This is a genomic window from Micromonospora sp. CNZ280 (assembly GCF_011759515.1).
Map to the genome: position 1 here is coordinate 179,855 of NZ_JAAOYP010000002.1, position 21,365 is coordinate 201,219.

General features: G+C 75.1%; 27 protein-coding genes. 9 read left to right on the forward strand and 18 right to left on the reverse strand.

Translation table 11 applies throughout. The annotated features are described in order from the left end of the window. The gene (locus FHX32_RS15790; RefSeq protein ID WP_167183181.1) at positions 1-150 is read right to left on the reverse strand and encodes a hypothetical protein; all 150 of its coding nucleotides are present in this window, start codon (positions 148-150) and stop codon (positions 1-3) included. 169 nt (positions 151-319) lie between these two features. Here FHX32_RS15790 and FHX32_RS15795 point away from each other — a divergent pair, with 169 nt between their 5' ends. Next, complete coding sequence (locus FHX32_RS15795; protein WP_167183184.1) at positions 320-721, forward strand: VOC family protein; 402 nt, start codon at positions 320-322, stop codon at positions 719-721. Positions 722-806: 85 nt separating this feature from the next. Here FHX32_RS15795 and FHX32_RS15800 read toward each other — a convergent pair whose 3' ends face one another. The 4 genes from FHX32_RS15800 to FHX32_RS15815 form a co-directional block, all read right to left on the reverse strand. Continuing rightward, complete coding sequence (locus tag FHX32_RS15800) at positions 807-1,493, reverse strand: helix-turn-helix transcriptional regulator (RefSeq protein WP_167183187.1); 687 nt, start codon at positions 1,491-1,493, stop codon at positions 807-809. Between the two features lie 65 nt (positions 1,494-1,558). Beyond that, positions 1,559-3,037 (reverse strand): sensor histidine kinase, encoded by a 1,479-nt coding sequence (locus tag FHX32_RS15805; RefSeq protein ID WP_167183190.1) that lies wholly within the window; start codon positions 3,035-3,037, stop codon positions 1,559-1,561. Then, entirely contained in the window at positions 3,015-3,752 is a 738-nt protein-coding gene (locus FHX32_RS15810; protein WP_167183193.1) for a response regulator transcription factor, read from the reverse strand. The genes FHX32_RS15805 and FHX32_RS15810 overlap by 23 nt, the downstream gene beginning before the upstream one ends. A gap of 69 nt (positions 3,753-3,821) precedes the next feature. Continuing rightward, on the reverse strand, positions 3,822-4,055 hold the full coding sequence (locus FHX32_RS15815; protein ID WP_167183196.1) for a hypothetical protein: 234 nt from the start codon (positions 4,053-4,055) through the stop codon (positions 3,822-3,824). Between the two features lie 193 nt (positions 4,056-4,248). On the opposite strand from FHX32_RS15815, the gene FHX32_RS15820 reads away from it, so the two are divergent. The 3 genes from FHX32_RS15820 (at position 4,249) to FHX32_RS15830 (ending at position 6,340) form a co-directional block, all read left to right on the forward strand. Then, positions 4,249-4,692, forward strand: a complete 444-nt coding sequence (locus FHX32_RS15820) for a protein kinase domain-containing protein (protein ID WP_167183199.1) — start codon at positions 4,249-4,251, stop codon at positions 4,690-4,692. A 78-nt stretch (positions 4,693-4,770) separates the two neighbouring features. Next, a complete protein-coding gene (locus FHX32_RS15825) occupies positions 4,771-5,199 on the forward strand; it encodes an OsmC family protein (RefSeq protein ID WP_167183202.1) in 429 nt (142 codons plus the stop codon). Between the two features lie 298 nt (positions 5,200-5,497). Continuing rightward, positions 5,498-6,340 (forward strand): hypothetical protein, encoded by an 843-nt coding sequence (locus FHX32_RS15830; protein WP_167183205.1) that lies wholly within the window; start codon positions 5,498-5,500, stop codon positions 6,338-6,340. 54 nt (positions 6,341-6,394) lie between these two features. Here the strand turns inward: FHX32_RS15830 and FHX32_RS15835 are convergent, their stop codons facing one another. From FHX32_RS15835 to FHX32_RS15845, 3 genes are all read right to left on the reverse strand, one after another. Continuing rightward, positions 6,395-6,883: an ATPase gene (locus FHX32_RS15835; protein WP_167183209.1), complete on the reverse strand. Its 489-nt coding sequence runs from the start codon at positions 6,881-6,883 to the stop codon at positions 6,395-6,397. Positions 6,884-7,065: 182 nt separating this feature from the next. Then, positions 7,066-7,512, reverse strand: a complete 447-nt coding sequence (locus FHX32_RS15840) for a response regulator (protein ID WP_167183212.1) — start codon at positions 7,510-7,512, stop codon at positions 7,066-7,068. A 230-nt stretch (positions 7,513-7,742) separates the two neighbouring features. After that, positions 7,743-8,057, reverse strand: coding sequence for a hypothetical protein (locus FHX32_RS15845; protein WP_167183216.1), 315 nt, complete (start codon positions 8,055-8,057; stop codon positions 7,743-7,745). A 213-nt stretch (positions 8,058-8,270) separates the two neighbouring features. On the opposite strand from FHX32_RS15845, the gene FHX32_RS15850 reads away from it, so the two are divergent. Together FHX32_RS15850 and FHX32_RS15855 are read left to right on the forward strand one after the other, a co-directional pair. Beyond that, complete coding sequence (locus FHX32_RS15850; RefSeq protein ID WP_167183219.1) at positions 8,271-9,251, forward strand: DUF2267 domain-containing protein; 981 nt, start codon at positions 8,271-8,273, stop codon at positions 9,249-9,251. Positions 9,252-9,371: 120 nt separating this feature from the next. Beyond that, on the forward strand, positions 9,372-10,157 hold the full coding sequence (locus FHX32_RS15855) for a fused MFS/spermidine synthase (protein WP_167183222.1): 786 nt from the start codon (positions 9,372-9,374) through the stop codon (positions 10,155-10,157). Between the two features lie 109 nt (positions 10,158-10,266). On the opposite strand, the gene FHX32_RS15860 is transcribed toward FHX32_RS15855, so the two are convergent. The 3 genes from FHX32_RS15860 to FHX32_RS15870 are packed head-to-tail and all read right to left on the reverse strand — an operon-like array spanning position 10,267 to position 13,497. Further along, positions 10,267-11,568 (reverse strand): NAD(P)/FAD-dependent oxidoreductase, encoded by a 1,302-nt coding sequence (locus FHX32_RS15860; protein ID WP_167183224.1) that lies wholly within the window; start codon positions 11,566-11,568, stop codon positions 10,267-10,269. Positions 11,569-11,608: 40 nt separating this feature from the next. Further along, the gene (locus FHX32_RS15865; protein ID WP_167183227.1) at positions 11,609-11,746 is read right to left on the reverse strand and encodes a potassium-transporting ATPase subunit C; all 138 of its coding nucleotides are present in this window, start codon (positions 11,744-11,746) and stop codon (positions 11,609-11,611) included. Further along, a complete protein-coding gene (locus FHX32_RS15870; RefSeq protein WP_167183230.1) occupies positions 11,731-13,497 on the reverse strand; it encodes a glycogen debranching N-terminal domain-containing protein in 1,767 nt (588 codons plus the stop codon). Before FHX32_RS15870 ends, FHX32_RS15865 begins: the two co-directional genes overlap by 16 nt. A gap of 680 nt (positions 13,498-14,177) precedes the next feature. On the opposite strand from FHX32_RS15870, the gene FHX32_RS35115 reads away from it, so the two are divergent. After that, on the forward strand, positions 14,178-14,492 hold the full coding sequence (locus tag FHX32_RS35115) for a fibronectin type III domain-containing protein (RefSeq protein WP_486481121.1): 315 nt from the start codon (positions 14,178-14,180) through the stop codon (positions 14,490-14,492). An 86-nt stretch (positions 14,493-14,578) separates the two neighbouring features. Continuing rightward, positions 14,579-14,740 carry a hypothetical protein gene (locus tag FHX32_RS15880; protein ID WP_167183233.1) on the forward strand — a complete coding sequence of 54 codons (162 nt, stop codon included), beginning with the start codon at positions 14,579-14,581 and terminating at the stop codon, positions 14,738-14,740. A 4-nt stretch (positions 14,741-14,744) separates the two neighbouring features. On the opposite strand, the gene FHX32_RS15885 is transcribed toward FHX32_RS15880, so the two are convergent. The 6 genes from FHX32_RS15885 to FHX32_RS15910 all read right to left on the reverse strand — a co-directional run bounded on the left by FHX32_RS15885 (position 14,745) and on the right by FHX32_RS15910 (position 19,328). Then, positions 14,745-15,311: a GNAT family N-acetyltransferase gene (locus tag FHX32_RS15885; RefSeq protein WP_486481122.1), complete on the reverse strand. Its 567-nt coding sequence runs from the start codon at positions 15,309-15,311 to the stop codon at positions 14,745-14,747. A gap of 75 nt (positions 15,312-15,386) precedes the next feature. Continuing rightward, entirely contained in the window at positions 15,387-16,343 is a 957-nt protein-coding gene (locus FHX32_RS15890) for a hypothetical protein (RefSeq protein ID WP_167183239.1), read from the reverse strand. A gap of 240 nt (positions 16,344-16,583) precedes the next feature. Then, positions 16,584-16,877, reverse strand: a complete 294-nt coding sequence (locus tag FHX32_RS15895; protein WP_088993634.1) for a DUF6510 family protein — start codon at positions 16,875-16,877, stop codon at positions 16,584-16,586. 16 nt (positions 16,878-16,893) lie between these two features. After that, entirely contained in the window at positions 16,894-17,640 is a 747-nt protein-coding gene (locus FHX32_RS15900) for a ferredoxin reductase (RefSeq protein ID WP_167183242.1), read from the reverse strand. Beyond that, entirely contained in the window at positions 17,637-18,227 is a 591-nt protein-coding gene (locus FHX32_RS15905; RefSeq protein ID WP_393348568.1) for a sulfite oxidase-like oxidoreductase, read from the reverse strand. Before FHX32_RS15905 ends, FHX32_RS15900 begins: the two co-directional genes overlap by 4 nt. Positions 18,228-18,308: 81 nt before the next feature. Then, positions 18,309-19,328, reverse strand: coding sequence for a TerC/Alx family metal homeostasis membrane protein (locus FHX32_RS15910; protein ID WP_167183248.1), 1,020 nt, complete (start codon positions 19,326-19,328; stop codon positions 18,309-18,311). A gap of 300 nt (positions 19,329-19,628) precedes the next feature. Between FHX32_RS15910 and FHX32_RS15915 the strand changes: the two genes are divergently transcribed. Further along, on the forward strand, positions 19,629-20,795 hold the full coding sequence (locus FHX32_RS15915) for a CaiB/BaiF CoA transferase family protein (protein ID WP_167183251.1): 1,167 nt from the start codon (positions 19,629-19,631) through the stop codon (positions 20,793-20,795). Positions 20,796-20,845: 50 nt separating this feature from the next. On the opposite strand, the gene FHX32_RS15920 is transcribed toward FHX32_RS15915, so the two are convergent. Further along, positions 20,846-21,256: a DUF2267 domain-containing protein gene (locus FHX32_RS15920; protein ID WP_167183254.1), complete on the reverse strand. Its 411-nt coding sequence runs from the start codon at positions 21,254-21,256 to the stop codon at positions 20,846-20,848. Positions 21,257-21,365: the final 109 nt, after the last annotated feature.

Below are 21,365 nucleotides of genomic sequence, written 5' to 3' on the forward strand. Positions count from 1 at the left end.
TCAGCGCTGGTCGGTGGGCTGGCGGCGGAACCGGTCGACCAGCCTCCGCCAGTACAGCTTGGCGGCCACCGCCGCGCCGGCCACCCCGCCGACCACCGCCTGCACGATCAGGCTGCCGGACCCCGCGTCCAGGTAGGCCAGATGGTTCACCGACCGCTCCTTCCCCTCGCCGTCTCGACACCCGACGCCCCGAAATGACCGGAAGGCCGGACTTCTGACACGGTACGTCGGCTGTGCGCCTCGTGTGCCGACATCGCCCATCCGTCCGCCGTCCGATTCGTTCAAGACGCCGGCCCGGCCGCTCCCTACCGTGGGCGCCATGGCACCGACACTCGATCTCATCGGAATCGTCAGCGGCGACCTGCCGCGTTCGCTCGCCTTCTACCGCCGGCTCGGCCTCGACATCCCGGCCGACGCCGACGCCGCCCCGCACGTGGAGGTCACCCTGCCCGACGGGCTCCGGCTCGCCTGGGACACCGTGGAGGTGATCCGTTCCTTCGACCCGGACTGGAAGCCCGGCCAGGGCGGCGGCGCCAGCCTCGCCTTCCGTTGCGCCGACCCGGCCGAGGTGGACCGGCTCTACGCGGAGCTGGTCGCCGAGGGCTACCAGGGCCACCTGCCGCCGTGGGACGCCGAGTGGGGGCAGCGCTACGCGGTGGTGCTCGACCCGGACGGCAACGGGGTGGACCTCTTCGCCCGGCAGCCGAAGACCGCCGACTGACCGGCACGACGGAACGCGGACCCGGCCGCGCACAGCCCGAGCACCGGGTCCACCGCCCGGGCCACCGCCACCCGGAGTCGGCCGGTCAGCCGCGGGCGAGCAGCGCCGTCGGCGGCACGCCGGCCAACTCGCGTACGTCCCGGGTGAGGTGCGCCTGGTCGGCGTAGCCGCAGCCGGCCGCCACCTCGGCCAGCGGGGTGCCGGCCCGGGCCAGGGCCAGCGCCCGGCGCATGCGCAGGATCCGGGCGAGGGTCTTCGGGCCGTACCCGAACAGGTGCCGGGACCGGCGGTGCAGGGCGCGCGGATCCAGCCCGACCTCGGCGGCGGTCGCGGCCACCGGGGCGCCGGCGGCCAGCGCCGCGGCGACCCGGGCGCCCACCGGGTCGGGGCCGCCGGCGGCGCGCAGCCGCCCCCGAGCAACCTCGACCAGCACGGTGGCCGGGTCGGCCGTGGCGCGCTCGGCCAGGCCGGCGACCGCCCGGTCACCCCAGACGTCGGCGAGCGCCACCCGGCGGTCCCGCAGCTCGACGGCGGGTACGCCGAGCACCGCCGGACCGGTGCCGGGCGGCAGCCGCAGCCCGACCCACCGCTGGCCGGGTACGGCCGCGCTCAGGTGGGCGGTGCGGTCCGGCCCGGCCACCAGCAGCCCGGCGTGGCTGGACCAGAGCAGGTCGACGCAGCCGTCGGGCAGCACCCGGTTGGGCGCGGTGCCGGCCGTGGTGGCCGTCCACAGCACCGCGCCGGCGAACCCCGCGGGGCGTTCCCGGTACACGCCGACCAGCCTGCCACGGCTCCAGTCGGGGCACGACCCCGCCGGAGCCGCTGGTGCCCGGACCCTCACCCGGCGGCGAGCGGGCCCGGCAACCGGACGGTGAACACCGTGCGGCCCGGGCGGCTGTCCAGCGCCACGGTGCCGTGGTGCGCGGTCACCACCGCCGCCACGATGGCCAGGCCCAGGCCGGTGCTGCCGTGCGCCCGGGAACGGGAGCTGTCGCCCCGGGCGAAGCGCTCGAACACCTCCGGCTGCAACCGCGCCGGCACCCCGGGACCGTCGTCGGCCACGGTCAGCACGACGGCGTCCGGCCCGGCGCGCAGGGTGGTGGTGACGGTGGTGCCGGGCGGGGTGTGCACCCGCGCGTTGGCCAGCAGGTTCGCCAGCACCTGGTGCAGCCGGGCGGCGTCGCCGGGCACCCGGACCACCACGTCCGGCAGGTCGAGCCGCCAGTGGTGCTCCGGGCCGGCGACGTGCGCGTCGCTGACCGCGTCCACCACCAGCGCGGTGAGGTCGACCGGTTCGGCCGCGAGCGGCCGGCCGGTGTCCAGCCGGGCGAGCAGCAGCAGGTCGTCGACGAGGCTGGTCATCCGGGCGCTCTCCGACTCCACCCGGCGCAGCGCGTGCGCGACGTCGGGCGGCACCTGGTCCCGGCCCCGCCGGGCGACCTCGGCGTAGCCGCGGATCGCGGCCAGCGGGGTACGCAGCTCGTGGCTGGCGTCGGCGACGAACTGGCGGACCCGGGTCTCGCTGGCCTGCCGGGCGGCGAGGGCGGCGCCGACGTGCCCGAGCATCCGGTTCAGCGCTGCGCCGACCTGGCCCACCTCGGTACGCGGGTCGGTGTCGGCGGCGGGCACCCGTTCGGAGAGCGCCACCTCGCCCCGGTCCAGCGGCAGCTCGCTGACCCGCCCGGCGGTCGCCGCGACCCGGCGCAGCGGGCGCAGCGTGGCGCGGACGATCAGCGCGCCGGCCGTGCCGGCCACCAGCAGCCCGGCGGTGGCCACCCCGACCTGCGCCGCGATCATCCACCAGACGGTCTCCTGCACCCCGGCCAGCGGCAGGGCGACGACCTGGGTGCGCCCGGCGGGCAGCTGCCGGGCCACGGCCCGGTAGTCGCCGCGCTCGCCCAGGTCGACGGTGCGCGGCGCGGCGCCCACCGGCAGCCGGGCCAGCGCGGTCACCTCGGCGACCGGCACCGGCTCGCCACCGGCCCGGTTCCCGCTCTGGGTCCGCGCCTCGGTCACCGTGCCGTCGACCACGGTGGCCACGACGGAGCCGGGTGGCAGCCCGGGCGGAAGGCCCGCGCCGAACGGCGGAAACGGGCGGTCGCCCCGGGACATCGCGCCGGGCACCAGCTGCGCGTCGACCCGGTCGACCAGGAACTGCCGCAGGGCCACCGTGGTGAGCCCGCCGATCGCGACGCTGACCAGGGCCAGTAGCCCGACCAGGGTGACCACCAGCCGGGTCCGCAGCGACCAGCCGGCCGGCCAGCGTCGCGGCCGCGTCGGCGGGCCGGCGTGCTCACCCGGCCGGTTTGAGGACATACCCCGCGCCGCGCAGCGTGTGGATCATCGGCTCGCGTCCGGCGTCGATCTTTTTCCGCAGGTACGAGATGTAGAGCTCGACCACGTTGGCCTGGCCACCGAAGTCGTAGTTCCAGACCCGGTCCAGGATCTGCGCCTTGCTCAGCACCCGGCGCGGGTTGCGCATCAGGTAGCGCAGCAGCTCGAACTCGGTGGCGGTGAGCGTGATCAACTCGCCGCCCCGGCGTACCTCGTGGCTGTCCTCGTCGAGGCTGAGGTCACCGACGGTGAGCACCGCCTCCTCCCGCGCGGCGACCGCGAAGCCGGACCGGCGCAGCAGCGCCCGCAGCCGGGCGATCACCTCCTCCAGGCTGAACGGCTTGGTGACGTAGTCGTCGCCGCCGACGGTCAGCCCGGCGACCCGGTCCTGCACGGCGTCCCGGGCGGTCAGGAAGAGCACCGGGACGGTCGGGGCCCGCTCGCGCAGCCGGCGCAGCACCTGGAACCCGTCCAGGTCGGGCAGCATCACGTCGAGCACCACCGCGTCCGGCTGGAACTGCCGCGCGGTGCTCAGCGCCGCCGTCCCGTCGCCGACCGTGCGGACCTGCCAGCCCTCGTAGCGCAGCGCCATCGCCAGCAGCTCGGCCAGGGTCGGTTCGTCGTCGACCACCAGCACCCGGACCGGCTCACCGTCCGGGCGACGCAACTCCACCCGGGTCTGCCCCTCGGTTCCCATGACCCCAAGGATGGCCGGGCAGCCTACGGCCCAGGTGTGCGCCCGCTGTGTGCCAGCTGTGTGGCCCGCTCACTCGGTCACCCCGACCGGGTCGGTGCGCACGTAGGTCATCGTCCAGGTGCCCCCGCCGTCGGGACGGCCCCGCTGGTAGAGGTGGTCCGGCCCGCCCGGGGCGACCGCGCCGGCCCCGTCGGGGTGGCTGAGGATCCACCGCGCCGGTGGCGCGCCGTCGGCGTCGGCGGGCAGCTGGCGGACCAGGTCGTGGGCGGGTCCACCGACGAACCGTACGGTCACCTCGCTCATCGCCCGACCTCCTGCGCGCCGCGCGGCCGGCCCGCCCGGGCCCCGGACACCGCTCTGGCTCGCAAGCTACCCGTCCGCCGCGCCGGGCGGACCCGGTCGCGCCGGATCGGACGGCGGTTTGCCCTGATCGGGGTCCGGGTACCGCTGCCGAAGGCACCGCGCGGGCGGCGCCCCGGACCCGACGCCGGACGGGATGGCGGTCGGCACGCCCGCGTACCTGGCGCCGGAGCAGCTGGACCGGGCGCCGGCCACCCCGGCCGCCGACATGTACGCCCTCGGCGTGCTGCTCTACTACTGCCTGGCCGGCGAGCTGCCGTACCCGGCCGGCACGATGACGCAGTTGATCGGCGCGCGCCGCCGGCAACCGCCCCGGCCGTTGCCGGCGGTCGACGGGCTGCCGGCGGAGGTGGCCGAGCTCTGCGCCCGCTGCCTCGCCGACGACCCGGCGGCCCGGCCGAGCAGCCTGGTGGCCGCGCTGGTGCTCGCCGAGGCGGTGGACGCCCGGGTGTACGTGCCGATGCGGCTGCCGGCACCTCCGCGCCCCCGGCGGGCGGCGATCTCCCCGTGGACCGAACGGGCCGCCGCCGAAGCGACCGAGGTGGCCCCGGTCGCCGACCTGTCCGGCCGCGCCGGCTGACCGCCCGGACGCCTCCTGTCCTGCGGTTTCACCGGACAGGGGCCGGGTAGCCGGGCGGGGAGTGACGGGAGGAACGCGATGCCGGATCCGAGTTCCTGGTTCAACGAGACAGCCACCGCGACCGCCGAGGGCGGCCACGTACGCACCGACGACGAGGTGCTCTCCACCGCCCTGGCGTCCCCGCTGGCGCCGCACTGCACCGGGTTGACCCCGTCGCAGCTGCTCGCCGCGGCCTTCGCGTCCTGCCTGCACCACGCGGCGGTGGAGGCGGCCGGGGGGATCACCGACGAGGCGCACACCGTGCAGGTCCGGGCGGAGGCGAAGCTGGGCCGCGACGACGACGGCCGGTACCGGGCCGACGTGCACGCCTCCATCGCCTCGGCCGGGCTCAGCCGGCAGCAGCTGGCCCAGCTGGTCGAGCACGCCGACCGGCTGTGGCCGTTCTCCAGCGGTGACGGCAGCCGCCACCGGCTGACGGTCACCCCGGCGGAGAACGGCCGCCACTGACCCGACGTGCCGGGCCGGCCGCGGCCAGACCGCCCGGCCCAGGCACTGCCTGCCTGGACGGCCGAGTCCGGCCTCCACCGTTCGGTGGAGGCCATCGACGGTTCCGGCGAACTGCCCCAAGATCCACCGTGCGCCCGCTATTCGTCGGCATATCCGGCATTGACGGAAAGCCGGACAACAGAGTGATGCGAGCTAAGCGGGCGACCGCCCTCGATCGTCCGCCAGACCGGGCGAAATTGTGACGCATGCCACCAACCAGACCGGTGGCAACGGCCGAGGCAATTTCTAGCCTCGGCGGGTGCACCCCGACGACCCCTTCGACCAGAAGCTGACCAAGGAACGGCCGGACACCCCTCCGTCCGATGTCGCATCATCCGAACGGACGATCGGCCGTCACCGCGCCCCGGGGCCTCCCCGGCGCGGCGTCCGCGCCCTGCTGACCTCGGCCCCCGCCCGGGTCGCGCTGGCCACCGGCGTCTCCTGCTGCCTCGGCGTGGCCGCGGTCGCCGCCGTCCGGACCGACGACGCGCGGCGCGAGCCGATCGCCGAGGCGGTGGCCGACCGGGCCGCGACGGCCGACCAGGCGGCCTCCCGGTCGCTGGACCGGGCCGCCTCCCCCGCGCCGGTCAGCCCCAGCCCGACCCCGAAGCCCACCCCCTCGGCCACCAAGAAGAAGGCCCCGAAGAAGCCCGCCAAGCCCCGCCGCCCCCGTCCGGTCGCCGGACTGACCCAGGCGCAGATGGACAACGCCAAGATCATCGTGGACGTCGGCGTGGACATGAAGATCCCGCGCCGGGGGCTGGTGGTCGCGATCGCCACGGCTATGCAGGAGAGCAACCTGTACAACTACGCCAGCGGCGTGCTGCCCGAGTCGCAGAACTACCCGCACCAGGCCATCGGCTGGGACCACGACTCCGTCGGGCTGTTCCAGCAGCGCCCGAGCAGCGGCTGGGGCACGGTGAAGGACCTGATGCGGCCGGCGTACGCGGCCCGGGCGTTCTACGAGGCGCTGCGCGAGATCCCCGGCTGGCAGGAGATGAGCGTCACCGCGGCCGCCCAGGCGGTGCAGATCTCCGCGTTCCCCGACGCGTACGCCCAGCACGAGGAGCGGGCCACCACCGTGGTGGCGGCGCTCGTCTGAGTCGCCCGGCCCACCCGCGCGCCGCGGCCGGTGGCTGGCCCAGCCGCGGCCGGGTCACCGCCGGCCGCGAGCCGGCACGCCGGTGACGGCCGCGGCCGCGGTCGGCGTGTCCGCCGGGACCGGCTCGGTCCGCAGGCCGCCGAGGATCTCGTCGACCCTGGCCTCGCGGCGTCGGCGGTCCAGCAACGCCGCCTCGAACTCACGCCGGGCGCGCAGCGCGTCGGCGTACGCCTGCTCGCGTAGTTGCCGCGCCTCCTCACGGGCGGCGTCCAGCTCGAGGCGCGCCCGGGCGAGCAGTTCGGCCGCCTCCCGCTCCAACTCGCCGACGCCGCCGCCCCGGCCGGTGCCCACCTCGCCGGCCGCCAGCCGCCGCAGCAGCCCGCAGAGCCCGGTCGCCTCCTGCCGGATCAGGTCCCACTCCCGACCGGTGCCTCCGGCGCTCTCCGCCCGCGCCGCCAACCGGGTCAACCGGATCCCCAGCTCGTCCAGGCAGGCATCCACCTGCCGCTGGTCGTAGCCGATGTCCACGACGGAGAACCTCATACTGTCGCCCCCCAGGCAGCTGGTATTTCTTCCCCACCTGGATCCTCGGCGCTGGCAGCACCCACCGAGCGGGTTCGGGAAAAATGTTCAGCATCCGAGCGGCGACCCGCCGCCGGCGTGTCGATCGGGCCGACGGCGCGGATCATCCGTCCGCCCGGCGTCGAACCGGACGCCCGAGCGCCTCAGGGACGCTTGGGCAGCACCACGACCCGGCCGAAGAACTCGTCGATCCGGCGCACCACGTCGTTGAAGTCGTCCAGGTCGATCGGCTTGGTGACGTACGCGTTGGCCTGCAGGGTGTAGCTGCTGACGATGTCGGTGTCCGCGTTCGAGGTGGTCAGCACGACGATCGGGATGGTCCGCAGGTCCTCGTCCCGCTTGACCTCGCCCAGCACCTGCCGCCCGTCCATCCGCGGCATGTTGAGGTCGAGCAGGATCACGTCGGGCCGCCGGGCGTCGGTGTGCCGCCCCTCCCGGCGCAGGAATTCCATCGCCTCCTGGCCGTCGCCCACCACGTCAATGACCTTGTCGACGTCGGAGTCCGCGAGCGCCTCCTCGATCATGAGGACGTCGCCCGGGTCGTCGTCCACCACCAGGATGCGAACCGGACTCGGGGTGTCTGACGGCATCACTACCTGCCTCTGATCGGCGGGGACGGGACCTGGCGGTCACCGCGGCTGGCGGGGAAATGTAGCCCATCACGACGCGGTCTGTGATGCCGGGTCGGTCATGTCGGAATCGTCACCGAGGATGTCACTCAGGCCGGTCAGCTGGAGCAGCCGGGCGACCTTGCCGGTGGCGGACCAGCGGGGGGATGGCCCCCGACCCTGGGACCAGGGGTCGGGGGCCGGAGGATGGCTCAGGGCGTGGCGACCGGCTGCAATCGTGGCCCGGTCGTACCACGGCGGGGCGCCGCGGGTGGTTCCGCGTCGTCCGGTGGACCGGAGTCGGGCGTCTGGAAGAGATAGCGGACGAACTCCCCACCCGCCTCGTTGTCGTCCGCTCCGGGCCACTGCCCGATGCAGTCCACCCCGACCACCTCGCGTCCGGTGCCGTCGGCCTCCTCCAGCAACGCCCAGAGGCTCACCGGGTAGCAGCGGGTGCCCTCGGGCGAGAGCCGCCAGCGGGCGTACCAGCCGGGACGGGCGGGCACGATCTCGACGATCCTCTTCATGACGACCTTCCCTTCCGCGTACCTCGGAAGTTTCCCGGTCCGCCCCGATCGTCGGCGCCGCCCGGGTGAGCGCCCCTCACCCCGGCCGGATGAAGCTGCCAGCGGCGGTCCCGGCGCACGGGGCCCGACCCGGGGCGTCCGTTTCGGTCCCGGCGACGGCGGGAAGGCGGCCCGACGGAAGCGAGGGAACACCAGCGGAAGCGAGGTGTCACCATGCGCAAGCAGATGGAGGGCGACAACCAACGCCGCCGGGCCCTGGCCCGGCAGGCCCGCGAACGCGGGATGCAGGCCAGCGACACCGGCGCCAGCCTGAGCGCCTCCAAGCAGCTCACCAAGCTGGACCGGGGCAAGCGTGCCGGCCCGCCGGCGGCCGGCAGCCGGCACAAGCCGGACAGCAGCCGGGGCGGCCCGGCGCCGCCGCCGGCGGGCATCCCGGAGAACCCCCGACCCCGCCCGGAACCGGGCATGGGTACGCCGGCGGAGGCCGCCATCGGCTACAGCCGGCTGGTCGAGGACGTCGCCCGCCGCACCGGCGCGGACTTCCGCACCGCGAAGGTCGGCGCGGAGGCGACCGTGCTGGTCCTGGCCCGGGCGTTGGACGAGGCGGAACGGCAGCGGCTGCTCACGGCCGTACCGCCGAAGCTGCACGACGTCGTCCCGGTCGACGGCATCCGCCACCCCCAGGACCTGTCCGGCTTCCTGGCCGAGGTGAGCCGGATCAGCGGCAACACCCCGGAGCAGGCCCGCTACCAGGCGGAGGCGACCCTGGCCGCGCTGGGCGACCAGGACGGCGAGCTGGTCGCGTCGCTGCACGTGCCGGAGAGCCTGCGGGACCTGCTGGCCCCGCCCGAGCCCGGCGGCGGCGTGGTGGGCGCCACCACCAGCACCCCGACGCTCGGCGACGCCGAGGTACGCGCGGCGCTGGGCGACCTGCCGTACTGGTCGGGTGACACCGGCTCGCTGTCGCGCACCATCGCGCTGCCCCCGGACAATCTGGACCGGGTGCTGGCCCGGCTGGACCAGCTCCGGGACGAGACCGGACGCGGGCCGCAGATCGGCCGGGTGGACCCGACCACCGCGGTGGTGACCGTCCGCTCCCGGCAGGCCCGTGCGGTCACCGCGCGGGATGTCGACCTCGCGCACGCCGTCGACGCCGCGATCGACGAGGTGGGCGCAGGGATGAACAGCGGCTGACCGGCCGCGGGGCGACCGGCCCCGGGTGGCCGCGCCGGCGTCCCGGGCCGGCCGGGTCCGGCGGGCGCACCGCCGGCCCGCCCGCCAGGCCGTGGGCGGGCGTCGACTAGCGTGCCCGCCATGGACCGCGCCGCCGACCGGTTGGAGCTGGTCGCCGACCCGGCCCGCCCCGGCGGGCGTACGCTGCTGGCCGCCGGCGTCGAGCAGTCGTACGTGGATGTCACCGACCCGCGCCACCTGCACTTCGAGTACGTGCGGCGGATGGCGGCGGTGGCGGACCTGGCGGCGCCGGCCGGCCGCCCGCTGGAGGTGCTGCACCTCGGGGGCGGGGCGCTGACCCTCCCGCGCTACCTGGCCGCCACCCGGCCCGGCTCGGCGCAGCTGGTCGTCGAGCGGGATCCCGCGGTGGTCGAGCTGGTGACCCGGGAGCTGCCGGCGCTCCCGCCGCAGGTGCGGATCGAGGTCGCCGACGCCCGGGCCGCGCTGGCCGACGCCCCGACCGGGCGGTACGACCTGGTGCTGGCCGACATCTACCGGGCGGCCCGGATGCCCGGGCACGTGACCACCGTCGAGTTCGCCGCCGAGGCGGCCCGCGTCCTGCGACCCGAGGGCATCTACCTGGTCAACGTGACCGACCTGCCGCCGCTGGGCTTCGCCCGGGTCCAGGTGGCCACCCTGCGGGCCGCCTTCGCCGACGTCTGTCTGGTCGCCGACCGGCGGATGCTGCGCGGCCGGCGCTACGGCAACCTGGTGCTGGCCGCCGCCCGGCGACCCGGCCGGCTGCCGGTTGGGCGGCTGGCGGTGGGCGCCCTCCGGGACCCGGTGCCCGGCGGCGTGCTGCACGGCCCGGCCCTGGACACGTTCGTGGCCGGCGCCCGCCCAGCCACCGACGCCGCCCTCGCCTGAGCGCTGACCGTGTTGGACCGCGCCTCACCGCGCCGTCGTCGCAGGATGCTCAGCGGTCGGGGCCGCGCCCCCGCCGGCACGGCCGGACGGCGACCTCGTCCCGGGGCGCTCAGCGGGCCCGGACGGCGATCTCGGGTGAGGAGCTCTCCAGCGGCACCGCGTTCGCCGGGACCAGGCCGAGCTGCACCCCCGGCCGGGGCAGCGTCGCGTCGAGCACCCAGTCGGCGCCGACCCGGGCCCGGTTGCCGGGCATGGCCAGCAGGTGGTAGCCGCGGGTGACCGCCTTGGCGGGCAGTCCGCCCAGGTTCAGCTTCAACGGGTTCGCCGCCGCGTCCCTGCCACCCAGGTCGACCACCCAGCCCAGGTCGTGGTGCCGGTACGGCCGGCGGCGCCCCTGCCCGTACGAGGCCGCGATGTTGTGCGCGGCCAGCTTGCCCTGGCGTTGGGCGTGCTGCGCGGTCATCGCGCACATCTGCCCGGGATGGGTCAGGTCGGGCACGGCGGCGGCGTCGCCGCAGGCGTACACCTCGGGGAAGCCGGGGACGGTGAGGTACTCGTCGACGACCAGCCGGCCCCGCTCGGTGCGCAGGCCCAACTCGGCCACGAACGGGTCGGGGCGCACCCCGACGCACCAGACCAGCGTGCAGGTGGGCACGTACTCGCCGTCGGTGAGCTTGACCCCGTCCGGGGTCGCCTCGGCGACCGAGGTGCCCATCCGCACGTCCACGCCCCGCCGGTCGAGCACCCGGTGCGCGGTGTCCGACATCCGCTTGTCCAGCTCGGGCAGCACCCGGGGGGCGATGTCGAGCAGCATCCACCGCGGGCGGGTCTTCAGCCGGGGCCGCTGGGCCATCAGCGCGTCGGTGAAGAGCTGACCGTGCGCGGCCACCTCGGTGCCGGTGTAACCGGCGCCGACCACCACGAAGGTGGACCGGGCCCGCTGCTCGGCCGGGTCCTCGGCCTGCTCGGCCAGTTCGATCTGGCGGACCACGTGGTCGTGCAGGTAGAGCGCCTCGGGCAGGCCGCGGAAGCCGTGCGCGTACTCGGTCACCCCGGGGATGGGCAACAGCTTGTTGACGCTGCCCACGGCGAGCACCAGGCGGTCGTACGCGATCCGGTTGCGGTCCCCCTCCGGCTGGGTGAATCCGACCCACCGGTTCTGCAGGTCGACGTGGTCGGCCTCGCCGATGATCACCCGCACTCCGTTCAGCGTGCCGGTCAGCGGCACGGCGATCCGGGTCGGCTCCACCACCCCGGCGGCCACCTCGGGCAGCAGCGGCAGGTAGAGGAAGTAGTCGGTGGAGTTCAGCACCACGATCTCGGCCTTGTTCCGGGCCAGCCGGCTCAGGGTCTTCGCCGCGTGGTAACCGGCGAACCCGGCCCCCACGATCACCACACGAGGTTTCGTCATTGCGGCCCCGTTCCCACCGACCGGAGGGGCAAACGTGAACTCAGCCGGAAAGCCGGACGTACCCGGCGTCGCCCACCGCCTCCACGTCCCAGGAGTGGCCGAAGGCCCGGACCCGGTCCACCCTGATCCGGCCGACCTCGGGCGGGATGTGCGGGTCGAGGGTCAGCCGGCCGTCCACCGGCTCCACGCGAGCATCGCCCGGGTCAGCGCGAGCGGCGCGCCGGTCGCCCACGCCTGCGGGCTGCACGCCGTCGGGTACATCAACTGCCGCACCACCGCCTCGGCCCGCTCCGCCGGCACGATCCCGCTCCACAGCAGGTGTCCCATGTTGGACGTCATCGCGTCGACCCGGTTCTTGTCGCCGTCCAGGGCGACCGCGTAGTAGCCGCCCCGCTCGTCGATCCAGTAGTCCCGGTTGAACCGGTCGAACAGCCGGGCCGCGTCGGCGCGCAACCGTTCGGCGAGGGCCGGATCGGCGAGCGGTCCGTCGGCCAGCTCGGCCAGCCGCAGCTTCGCGTCGTAGGTGTAGCCCTGCAGGTCGGAGGTGGCCAGCGGCAGCACCGGGATCCGGCCGTCGGCGAAACAGACCCCGTCCGGCGAGTCCCGCCAGCACTGGTTGCCGAGCCCTTCCGGCGAGCGGGTGGCGTACTCGACGTAGCCGTCGCCGTCCCGGTCGCCGTAGTCGTCGATCCAGTGCAGCGCGGCGATCGCGTTGTCCCGGAGCAACCGCACGGTCTCGTCGTCGCGGCTCCACCGCCAGTACTCCGACAGCAGGATCAGCCAGAGCTGGGTGGCGTCCGCGGTGCCGTAGTTGGGGGTGTACGGCTTCACCCCGGTGCGGGTCAGCTCGCCGCTACGAACCTCGTGCAGGATCTTGCCGGGCTCCTCGTCGGTGAAGTCGTCGCAGCGCCGCCCCTGCAACCGGGCCAGCGCGAGCAGCGCCCCCTGGGCCAGCATCGGCCCGGCCCCCAGCGTCTGGTACGCGGTGATCAGGGTGTCCCGGCCGAAGACGGTGAGAAACCAGGGCAGACCCGCCCCGGGCAGCACGATCCGCTGCCCCTTGACCTCGAGTTCGAGTCGCAGCGCCGCGAGGTCGTCGCGCGACTGGCGCACCGTCCGCGTCAGAGTCTCGTTGTCGCTGGTCAGCAGCGCCCGGCTGGTGGTCCACCGGCGCACCGGGTCGTCGACCCGCTGGTGGACGACGTCGGCGATGTCGCCCCGGACCGGCTCCACCACCCCCATCCCGGGCGGCAGCGGCACGTGCAGGTCCACCTCCCACTCCTCGCGCGGGGCGAGGGCGACCGCCCAGACCAGCTCGTCTCCCTCGATCCGGGCCGGCATCGAGCTGCTGACCCGGGTCTCCGCGGCGAACCCGTCCACCGCGTACGAGAAGCACAGCTCCGACCGGTCCGGCTGGTGGTCGCGGACGATCTGCGCCGAGCGGTCCCGGACGCCCGACTTCACCTCGAACAGGTCGGCGAAGTCGGCGGCCACGGCCAGCCGCAGCTCGAACCGGACGGGCTCCGGTCGGAACGACGCGATGGTGATCCGCTCGTGGAACCCGTCACCCACGTAGCGCAGCCGGCGGACGCCCAGGCTGTTCGGGGGCAGGTCGGGCAGTTCCTGGTTGGTGAGCACGTACTGGGCCGAGTAGTGCTGGAACGTCTGCGAGCGCAACGCCAGCAGCCGGCTCCCGTTGACCGACAGCACCCACCCGCAGACCAGCCGGGTGTCCAGGTGCACCAGGCCGCCGATGCTGCCCGGCGGCACGTCCCCGCACTGGTCGGCGTACATGAAGGTCGGGCCGCTGAGCACCGCGAGCGAGCCCGGGCCGAGCTCGGGCGGCAGGGCCCGTTGGTCGCCGCCCTCCCAGGCGGTGGCGACCAGGCCGGGGGTCGGATCGGCGGGCGTCGCACGCACGGCAGCCATACGTCTCACCGTAGGAACGCCGGTCACCGTCCGTCATCACCCGCTCCGGGTGAAACCCGGACACATCCATGCCCGGCGATATGGACAACCACCGTCGTCGATGGCGAGGATGCGGTGATGGGATCCCACGACACCGCCGGCGACCGACCCACGAGGTCCGCCCGGCGCACCTTCCTGTCCGCCTCCGCCGCCGCCACCGTCGCCACCGTCGCCGTGCCCCTGCTGGCCGAGCCCGCCGCCGCGCACGACACGCCGCCCACCGGGCCGGGCCGTCCGGTCCGACCGCAGGCCCCCGACCGGGACCTGCGTGACCTGCTCCGGCAGGTCGACCAGCGGCGGATCGAGGCCGTCGTCCGCCGGTTGGCGGCGTTCGGCACCCGACACACTCTCTCCAGCCAGGACGACCCGGAGCGCGGCATCGGCGCCGCCCGGGACTGGATCCACGAGCGGATGCGCGAGTACGCCGCCGCCTCCGGCGGCCGGATGACCGTCGAGCTCCAGTCGTACGTACAGCAGCCGGCCTCCCGGATCCCGGTGCCCACCCGCATCACCAACGTGGTGGCGACGCTGCGCGGGGAGACGTCGCCGAACCGGACGTACGTGATCACCGGGCACTACGACTGGACGGCCGGCAGTTCGGCGACCTGCCGGAGTTCTGCGACTTCGCGTACGTCACCCGGGTGGCCCGGGTCAACGGCGCCGCGCTCTGGTCGCTGGCCCGCGCCCCCGGCACCCCGAGGGGCGCGGTCATCGTCACCAGCAACCTCACCAACGACACCACCCTGCGCTGGCAGCGCGGCGACGAGCCGGACCTCGCCGGCTACGAGGTGCTGTGGCGGGAGACCACCGCGCCGGAGTGGCAGCGGGTGATCCCGGTCGGCGACGTCACCGAGGTGACCATCGACCTGTCCAAGGACAACGTCTTCTTCGGCGTACGGGCGGTGGGCCGCGACGGGCACCGCAGCCCGGTGGCGTTCCCCCGGCCGGGCAGCTGAGCCCGGTTCACCCGGTTCGGGCGGGGTGCGCTCACCCGGCGGCGGCGGAGCATGGTCGTCGGTCCCATCCGAGCGGGAGGCAACCGATGAGCACCCCGATGTCCAACGACCAGCGGCAGCCGATCTACCTGCGGCAGAGCGGGCGCAAGCAGCTCACCGCGCGGCAGCGGCGGCGGGTCGAGCACAAGCAGGGCCGCATCGAGCGGCTGGGCATGCAGCGCGGCGACGCGCGACGGCCCGGACGCTGAGCCGTCATCCGGTGCCGGTCGCCCGCAGGCGGCCGGCACCGGCCGGTCCGGCCGCCGGAGCGGTGATCGCCCAGCGTTCGTGGTCCCGCCAGGCCCCGTCGATGAAGAGGTACTCCGGCGAGTAGCCCTCCAACCGGAAGCCCAGCTTGCGGGCCACCCGGCGGGACGGCTCGTTGCCCGGCTGGATGCTCGCCTCCAGCCGGTGCAGGCCCAACGTGGTGAAGGCGTGCTCGATCACCAGGCCGATGCCCGCCGAGGCGTGCCCGGTGCCGCTGTACGGCAGGAAGGCGGCGTAGCCGAGGTAGCCGCCGCGCAGCGCGCCGAGCAGGATCCCGCTGATGTTCACGTACCCGGCGATCTCCCCGCTGGCCCGGTCGCAGATCAGGTAGCCGGAGTGGTCCCGCCGGCGGATCCTGGCCAGGTACGCGGCGTACGCCGCCGGGTCGGTGGGGGCGGCGAGCCAGGGGTGGTGCAGCTCGCGGCTGCGCCGGGCGGCCGCGATGAACTCGGCCTCGTCGGCCGGTCGGGGGCGGCGGATACCGGCCGGGCCGGCGGTGCGCAGATATCTCACGGCGGACAACTCTGGCCCCCGGTCCGGTGGACGTCCAGCGGGTTACCCGCCGCGGCGCCCGGGGTGTGCCGGGCGTCACCCGCACCGGCGCCGCCTGCCCCGGGTCACCGGCGCCGCACTCCCACCCGCCGTCCCGCGCCCCCCGAAGGCGGCGGCGGGGTGGTAGGCGGGATAGCAGGGTTGGGTGGGTGGGAGGTGGGGCCAGCGGCGACGGAGGTGCTCGTCGGTCGCAGCCAGCCAGGCGGTGAGGGCTGGCAGCGGTCCGCCGGCGGCGCCAGCGGCGACGGCCACCCGGAGGGTGTCCAGCAACTGCCCCCGGCGGGAGAAGCCCATCGGGTGCGGCGGGTCGGCGGCGAGCAGCTTCGGCAGCCGGGCCAGCCGGACCACTGCCCAGGCGGCGGTCGCGGCGGCCATCCCCGCCGCCCAGGCTCCGTCGTCGCGCTGGCCGGCGGCCGCCCGGTAGGCGCGCTCCACCCGGCGGCCCACCTCGACCGGCACCCGGGACCAGCACGGCGCGCCGGCCAGGACGCTGCGCCCGGGGCGCGGCGGCCGGCGGCGGCGAGCCGCTCGCGGAAGGCGTCCTGGCGCCCCCCGGGTGGCCGCGTGCAGCCGGCCGGCGGCCTCGGCCAGCGCGACGAAACCCCGGGTCGCCCGGTCCGGGTCGGTCCCGACCAGCAGGTCCTCCAATCCGGGGCCGACGCCGAGGTCCTCCAGCACCAGCAGGCCGAGCCGATCGTCGTGCGCAAGCACCAGCGGGCCCACCGCGCAGCCCACCTCGGCCAGGAACTCCAGCGCCACCCGCTCCCGCACCGGGTCGCCCGGCCGGCCCCGGTCCGGCCGCCGGGTCTTCACCACCACGGACCGCACCGGCCATCCCGGCGGGCCGTGCACCGGCACCCGCGAAAGCCAGGGGTACGCCGCCCGGTCGGCCGACCAACCGGCCGCCGCCGGGGTGGCCGCGCCGATCCGCACCGGTCCCCCGGCGACGCGGGCGAGCAGGTCGGCGAGCACGGAGGTGGGCGGCGCCGGCATCCGTCGAACCTACCGGCCGCGCCGACTTCGGGCGGGCCCGCGATTCGTGGCGGACAGGCCCTGCCGGCCCCGGCTGAGCCCGCCGGACCGACCCTGCTCGCCGTGCTGGACGGACCGGCCCCGCCGGCCCCGCCGAGCGCGCCGGCCCCGCCGAGCGCGCCGGCCCTGCTGGGCGGACCGGCCATGCTCGGCGGGCTGGGTGTGCCCGCCAGCCTGGTGGGCCGGCGGCGGGGCGGTCGGTCAGAGCGGGCCGGGGTGCGGCTGGTCGAGCGGCATCGGCACCTGGAGGTAGGTGCTGCCGCGCAGGTCCAGCCAGGCCCGGTCCGGCGAGCGGACCAGGCGCAGCATCACCCCGGAACAGTTCGGGCAGCGCCCGACCAGGCCCGGGGCGTGCGAGTAGACCCGCAGCCCGGCCATCGGGCCGAGCATGCCGCAGTTCTCGCAGCGGCCGCTGGCGGTGCTCAGGTCGACGGCGAACAACTCGCGGAGCGGGCCGTCGAGCATGTTGCCGTCCAGGTAGGACATGTCGGTCATGGTGCCTCCTCGACGCTCAGCCGGTGGGGCCGAACCGTTCGGTCTTCACCCGCGGGCTCTGGTGGCCCAGCCCGACCAGCAGGTCCGCCACGGTCTCCACGAAGCCGGTCGGGCCGCAGACGTAGCAGAGCGGTTCCAGGTCCGGTGGCCAGCCGTGGCTGTTCACGTCGGCCAGCCCGATCCGGTGCGGCTCGCCCCGCCACCCCTGCGGCGCCTGCCGGGTGTAGACGTACGCCACGTCGAGGCCGAAGTCGTCCCGGGCCCGACGGCGCAGCTCGTCGGCGTAGATCACGTCGTCCGGGGTGCGCACCGAGTAGAGCAGCCGGAACGGCGCCCGGTTGCCGGCCGCCCGGCGGGCCCGGATCATCGCCATCAGCGGCACCACGCCCGAGCCGCCGCCGACCAGCAGCACCGGCGCGGTCTCCGCCGACCGCCAGACGAACCAGCCGCCGACCGGGCCGCGCACCTCGACCGGGTCACCCTCGGCATACGTGTCGATCAGATACGGCGACACCTCGCCGTCCGGCACCCGCTGGACGGTCACCTCGATCCGCGGCCCGCCGGGCCCGTCGGCCACCGGCCCGGCCACCGAGTACGACCGCGCCGCCTGGTAGCCGTCCTCGGCGGTGAGCCGCAGGTCGACGTGCTGCCCGGGCAGGTGCCCCGGCCAGTCGGGCACCTCCAGCACCAGGGTCTGCGCGCTCGGCGTCTCGACCCGGCGCTCCACGAGCCGGGCCACCCGCCAGCGCAGCGGCGCGGTCAATCGCCCTGGTACCGCTGCTCACGCCACGGGTCCCCGTAGTCGTGGTAGCCGGCGGTCTCCCAGAATCCGGGCTCGTCGGTGGGGGTCAGCCGGATGCCGCGCACCCACTTGGCCGACTTCCAGAAGTACAGGTGCGGCACCAGCAGCCGGGCCGGACCGCCGTGCTCGGCGGGCAGTGGGCGCCCCTCGAAGGTGTGCGCCACCCAGGCCCGTCCGCCGCGCAGGTCGTCCAGCGGCAGGTTGGTGGTGTAGCCGCCGTACGAGTGGGCCTGCACGTAGTGCGCACCGGTGTCGACGCCGTCGAGCAGCGTGTCCAGCGAGACGCCCTGCCAGGTGGTGTCCCGCTTGGACCAGCGGGTCACGCAGTGGATGTCCACCGTCGGCGTCTCCTGGGGCAATGCCATCAGCTCGTCCCAGCTCCACCGGTACTCGGCGCCGGTCTCGGCGGTGATGACGAACTCCCAGGTGTCCAGCGGCACCTTCGGGGTCGGACCCGCGGAGAGCACCGGGAAGTCCTGGGTCAGGTACTGCCCCGGCGGCAGGGCCGGCTCCGCGGAGCGGGGCCGGCCCTGGAAGCCTGGTGACACGATTCCCACCCGTCAGTGGTACCACCCCGGGCGGCGCCGCAGGGGGCGGTCGGACGGAGCCGACCGGGCCGGGTGACCCGTTCAGCGCCGCTCCGCGACGACCTCCCGCTCGCCGCCGACGGTGGTGCGGGTGGCCCGCAGGCTGGTGATGGTGACGACCACCAGCACCCCGATGATCACGCCGAGCGAGGCCAGGGTGGGGATCTCCGGCACGCCCTTCCAGATGCCGTGCGCCCAGTGCAGGCCGAGTTTGACGCCGATGAAGGCCAGGATGGCGGCCAGCCCGTAGCTGAGGTGGACCAGCCGGCTCAGCGCGGCGTGCAGCACGAAGTAGAGCGCCCGCAGGCCGAGCAGGGCGAACGCGTTGGTGGCGAAGACCAGGTACGGGTCCTCGGTGATGCCGTAGACCGCCGGCACCGAGTCGACCGCGAAGACCACGTCGGTGGCGAGCACCGCGACCACCACGAGGGCGAGCGGGGTCAGCGTCCGCCGGCCGTGCTCCCGGATGGTCATCCGGGTGCCGTGGTACTCGTCGGTCACCGGCATGAACCGGCGCAACAGCCGCACCGACCGCATCTTGTTGATGTCCACCTCCTGCTGGTGCCCGGAGAGGGCGTCACGCAGCAGCTTGACCGCGGTGACGAGCAGGATCGCGGCGAAGAGCAGGAAGGCGAAGTCCAGGGTCTGCAGGGCGGCGGCGCCGAGCGCGATGAAGACCGCCCGGAGCACCAGCGCGCCGGCGATGCCGTAGAGCAGGACCCGCTGGGCGAGGACCGCGGGCACCGCGAACGCGGCCAGCAGCAGCATGAAGACGAAGAGATTGTCGACCGAGAGCGACTTCTCCACCAGGTAACCGGTGAGGTACTCGACACCCTGCTGGGAGCCGTACCGGGACCAGACCCAGCCGCCGAAGGCGAGCGGCAGGGCGATGTAGAAGGCCGACCAGCCCAGCGCCTCGCGCAACGACACCTCGTGCGGGCGGCGGGTGACCAGGAAGTCGAGCACCAGCAGCGCGAGCACGCCGGCGATCGTGACGCCCCACAGCGTGGGGGTGCCGACCGACTGGATCTCGGTCGCAGCAAGGTATGACGAACCGGACATGGAGCCTCCTCGAACACCGTGACATGTTCGAGGTCTCCTTCACCCACCTTTCGTGGGCAACCACCCGAGGCGCGCTCCGGGGCCCGCCGTACTGACCGGAATGGTTCGTGGGAAGTACTCCCCTCGTGGCGACAAGGTTAGGCCAGGCTGATTCCGCGCGCCAAACGGCATCCCGGGGGAATCAGCGGGCGACGACCGCGGCGAGGACGCGGTCGACGTCCAGCGCGGCCATGCAGGCCGGGCCGGCGCCGGATTCCCGGCCCCTTACGGCGCAAACCCCCCAGCGCCTATCGTGGCCCGATGACCGAGGACGTCCCGGCCGGCCCGCTCGCCGGCGTACGGGTGGTGGAACTGGCCGGCATCGGGCCGGGTCCGTTCGCCGCGATGATGCTCGCCGACCTGGGTGCCGACGTGGTCCGGGTGGACCGGGTCTCCGACGTGGACCCGGCCGCCTTCGGCACCCCGCATCCGGACCTGCTCAACCGGGGCCGCCGCTCGATCGCCGTCGACCTGAAGTCGGCGGGTGGCCGGGAGGTGGTGCTCGCCCTGGTGGCCGGCGCGGACGCGCTCATCGAGGGCTTCCGGCCGGGGGTGACCGAGCGGCTGGGTGTCGGGCCGGCGCACTGCCTCGCGGCGAACCCCCGGCTGGTCTACGGGCGGATGACCGGCTGGGGGCAGGACGGGCCGGTCGCCCCGTACGCCGGGCACGACATCGACTACCTGGCGCTGAGCGGGGCGCTGCACGGCATCGGCCGGGCCGGTGAGCGCCCGGTGCCGCCGATGAACCTGCTCGGCGACTTCGGCGGCGGCGGGATGATGCTGGCCCTCGGCCTGGTCGCCGCCCTGTACGCGGTGCGCGGCGGCGCCACCGGCCAGGTGGTCGACGCGGCCATCGTGGACGGCGTGGCGGTGCTCAGCACGCAGATCCACGCGCTGCGGCGGCTCGGTATGTGGCAGGACCCGCGCGGGGTGAACCTGCTCGACGGCGGCGCGCCCTTCTACGACACGTACGAGTGCGCCGACGGCCGCTACCTGGCGGTCGGCGCGCTGGAGCCGAAGTTCTACGACGAGCTGGTGCGCCGGACGGGCTTCCCGCTGCACCCGGACGAGGCGCTGGACCGTACCGACCCGGCGCACTGGCCGGCGCTGCGGGCGGCCTGGGCACGGCTGTTCCGCACCCGCAGCCGGGACGAGTGGACCGCGCTGCTCACCGCCTGCGACGCCTGCGTGGCGCCGGTGCTGGACTGGCGGGAGGCCCCGGAGCATCCGCACCTGGCCGCGCGGGGCACGTTCGTGGAGCGGGACGGGGTGACCCAGCCGGCACCGGCCCCCCGGTTCTCCGGCACGCCGACGGCGCTGCGCCGGCCGCCACCGCAACCCGGCGAGCACACCGACGAGGTGCTGGTCGAGGCGGGCTTCGACGCACTCCGGATCGCCGACCTGCGGGCGGCCGGCTCGATCGCCTGACCGCCGGCCGGCGTCGGGTCACCGGGCGGCAGTGGTCGACGCACACCCGGTCAGGAATGGCGCAGCGTCGCACCGGGGGCCATCGCAGGCTCGACCAGGTCGCGGTAGTCGCGCGGCAGTTGGGCCGCCACGTCGTCGAACTCGCCGCCGCTGATCGCCTCGCGGAGGGTGACGAAGACCGCCCGTGCGCCGTCCCGGGCGGCCGGCTCGTCGACGCCGGCGCGCAGCGCGACCCGGGCGACGAACTCGGCGCCGCCGAACCGGTCGGCAGACTCGGTACGCGGGCTGGGCTTGAGCACCAGTTGGAGCGGTTTGGGCAGTTGGACGGCCAGGTCCAGCACCTCCCCACCGGTCAGCCGCTCGGCGAGCGTCTCCAGGGTGGCCCGGGTCACCGCGACAGCCCGCTCGGACGGGGTCCGGGTGCGCTGGGCGACCTGGTCGATGAAGGTGTCGTAGTTCATCGGGTGCTCCCTCGGTCGGTGGAAGCGCGTACCCGCCGACCGGGTCGGGAAACGGCGGCGGATTTCCGGCCGGGCGGCGCGTGCCGGCCGGCTGGGCGGGTAACCGCCG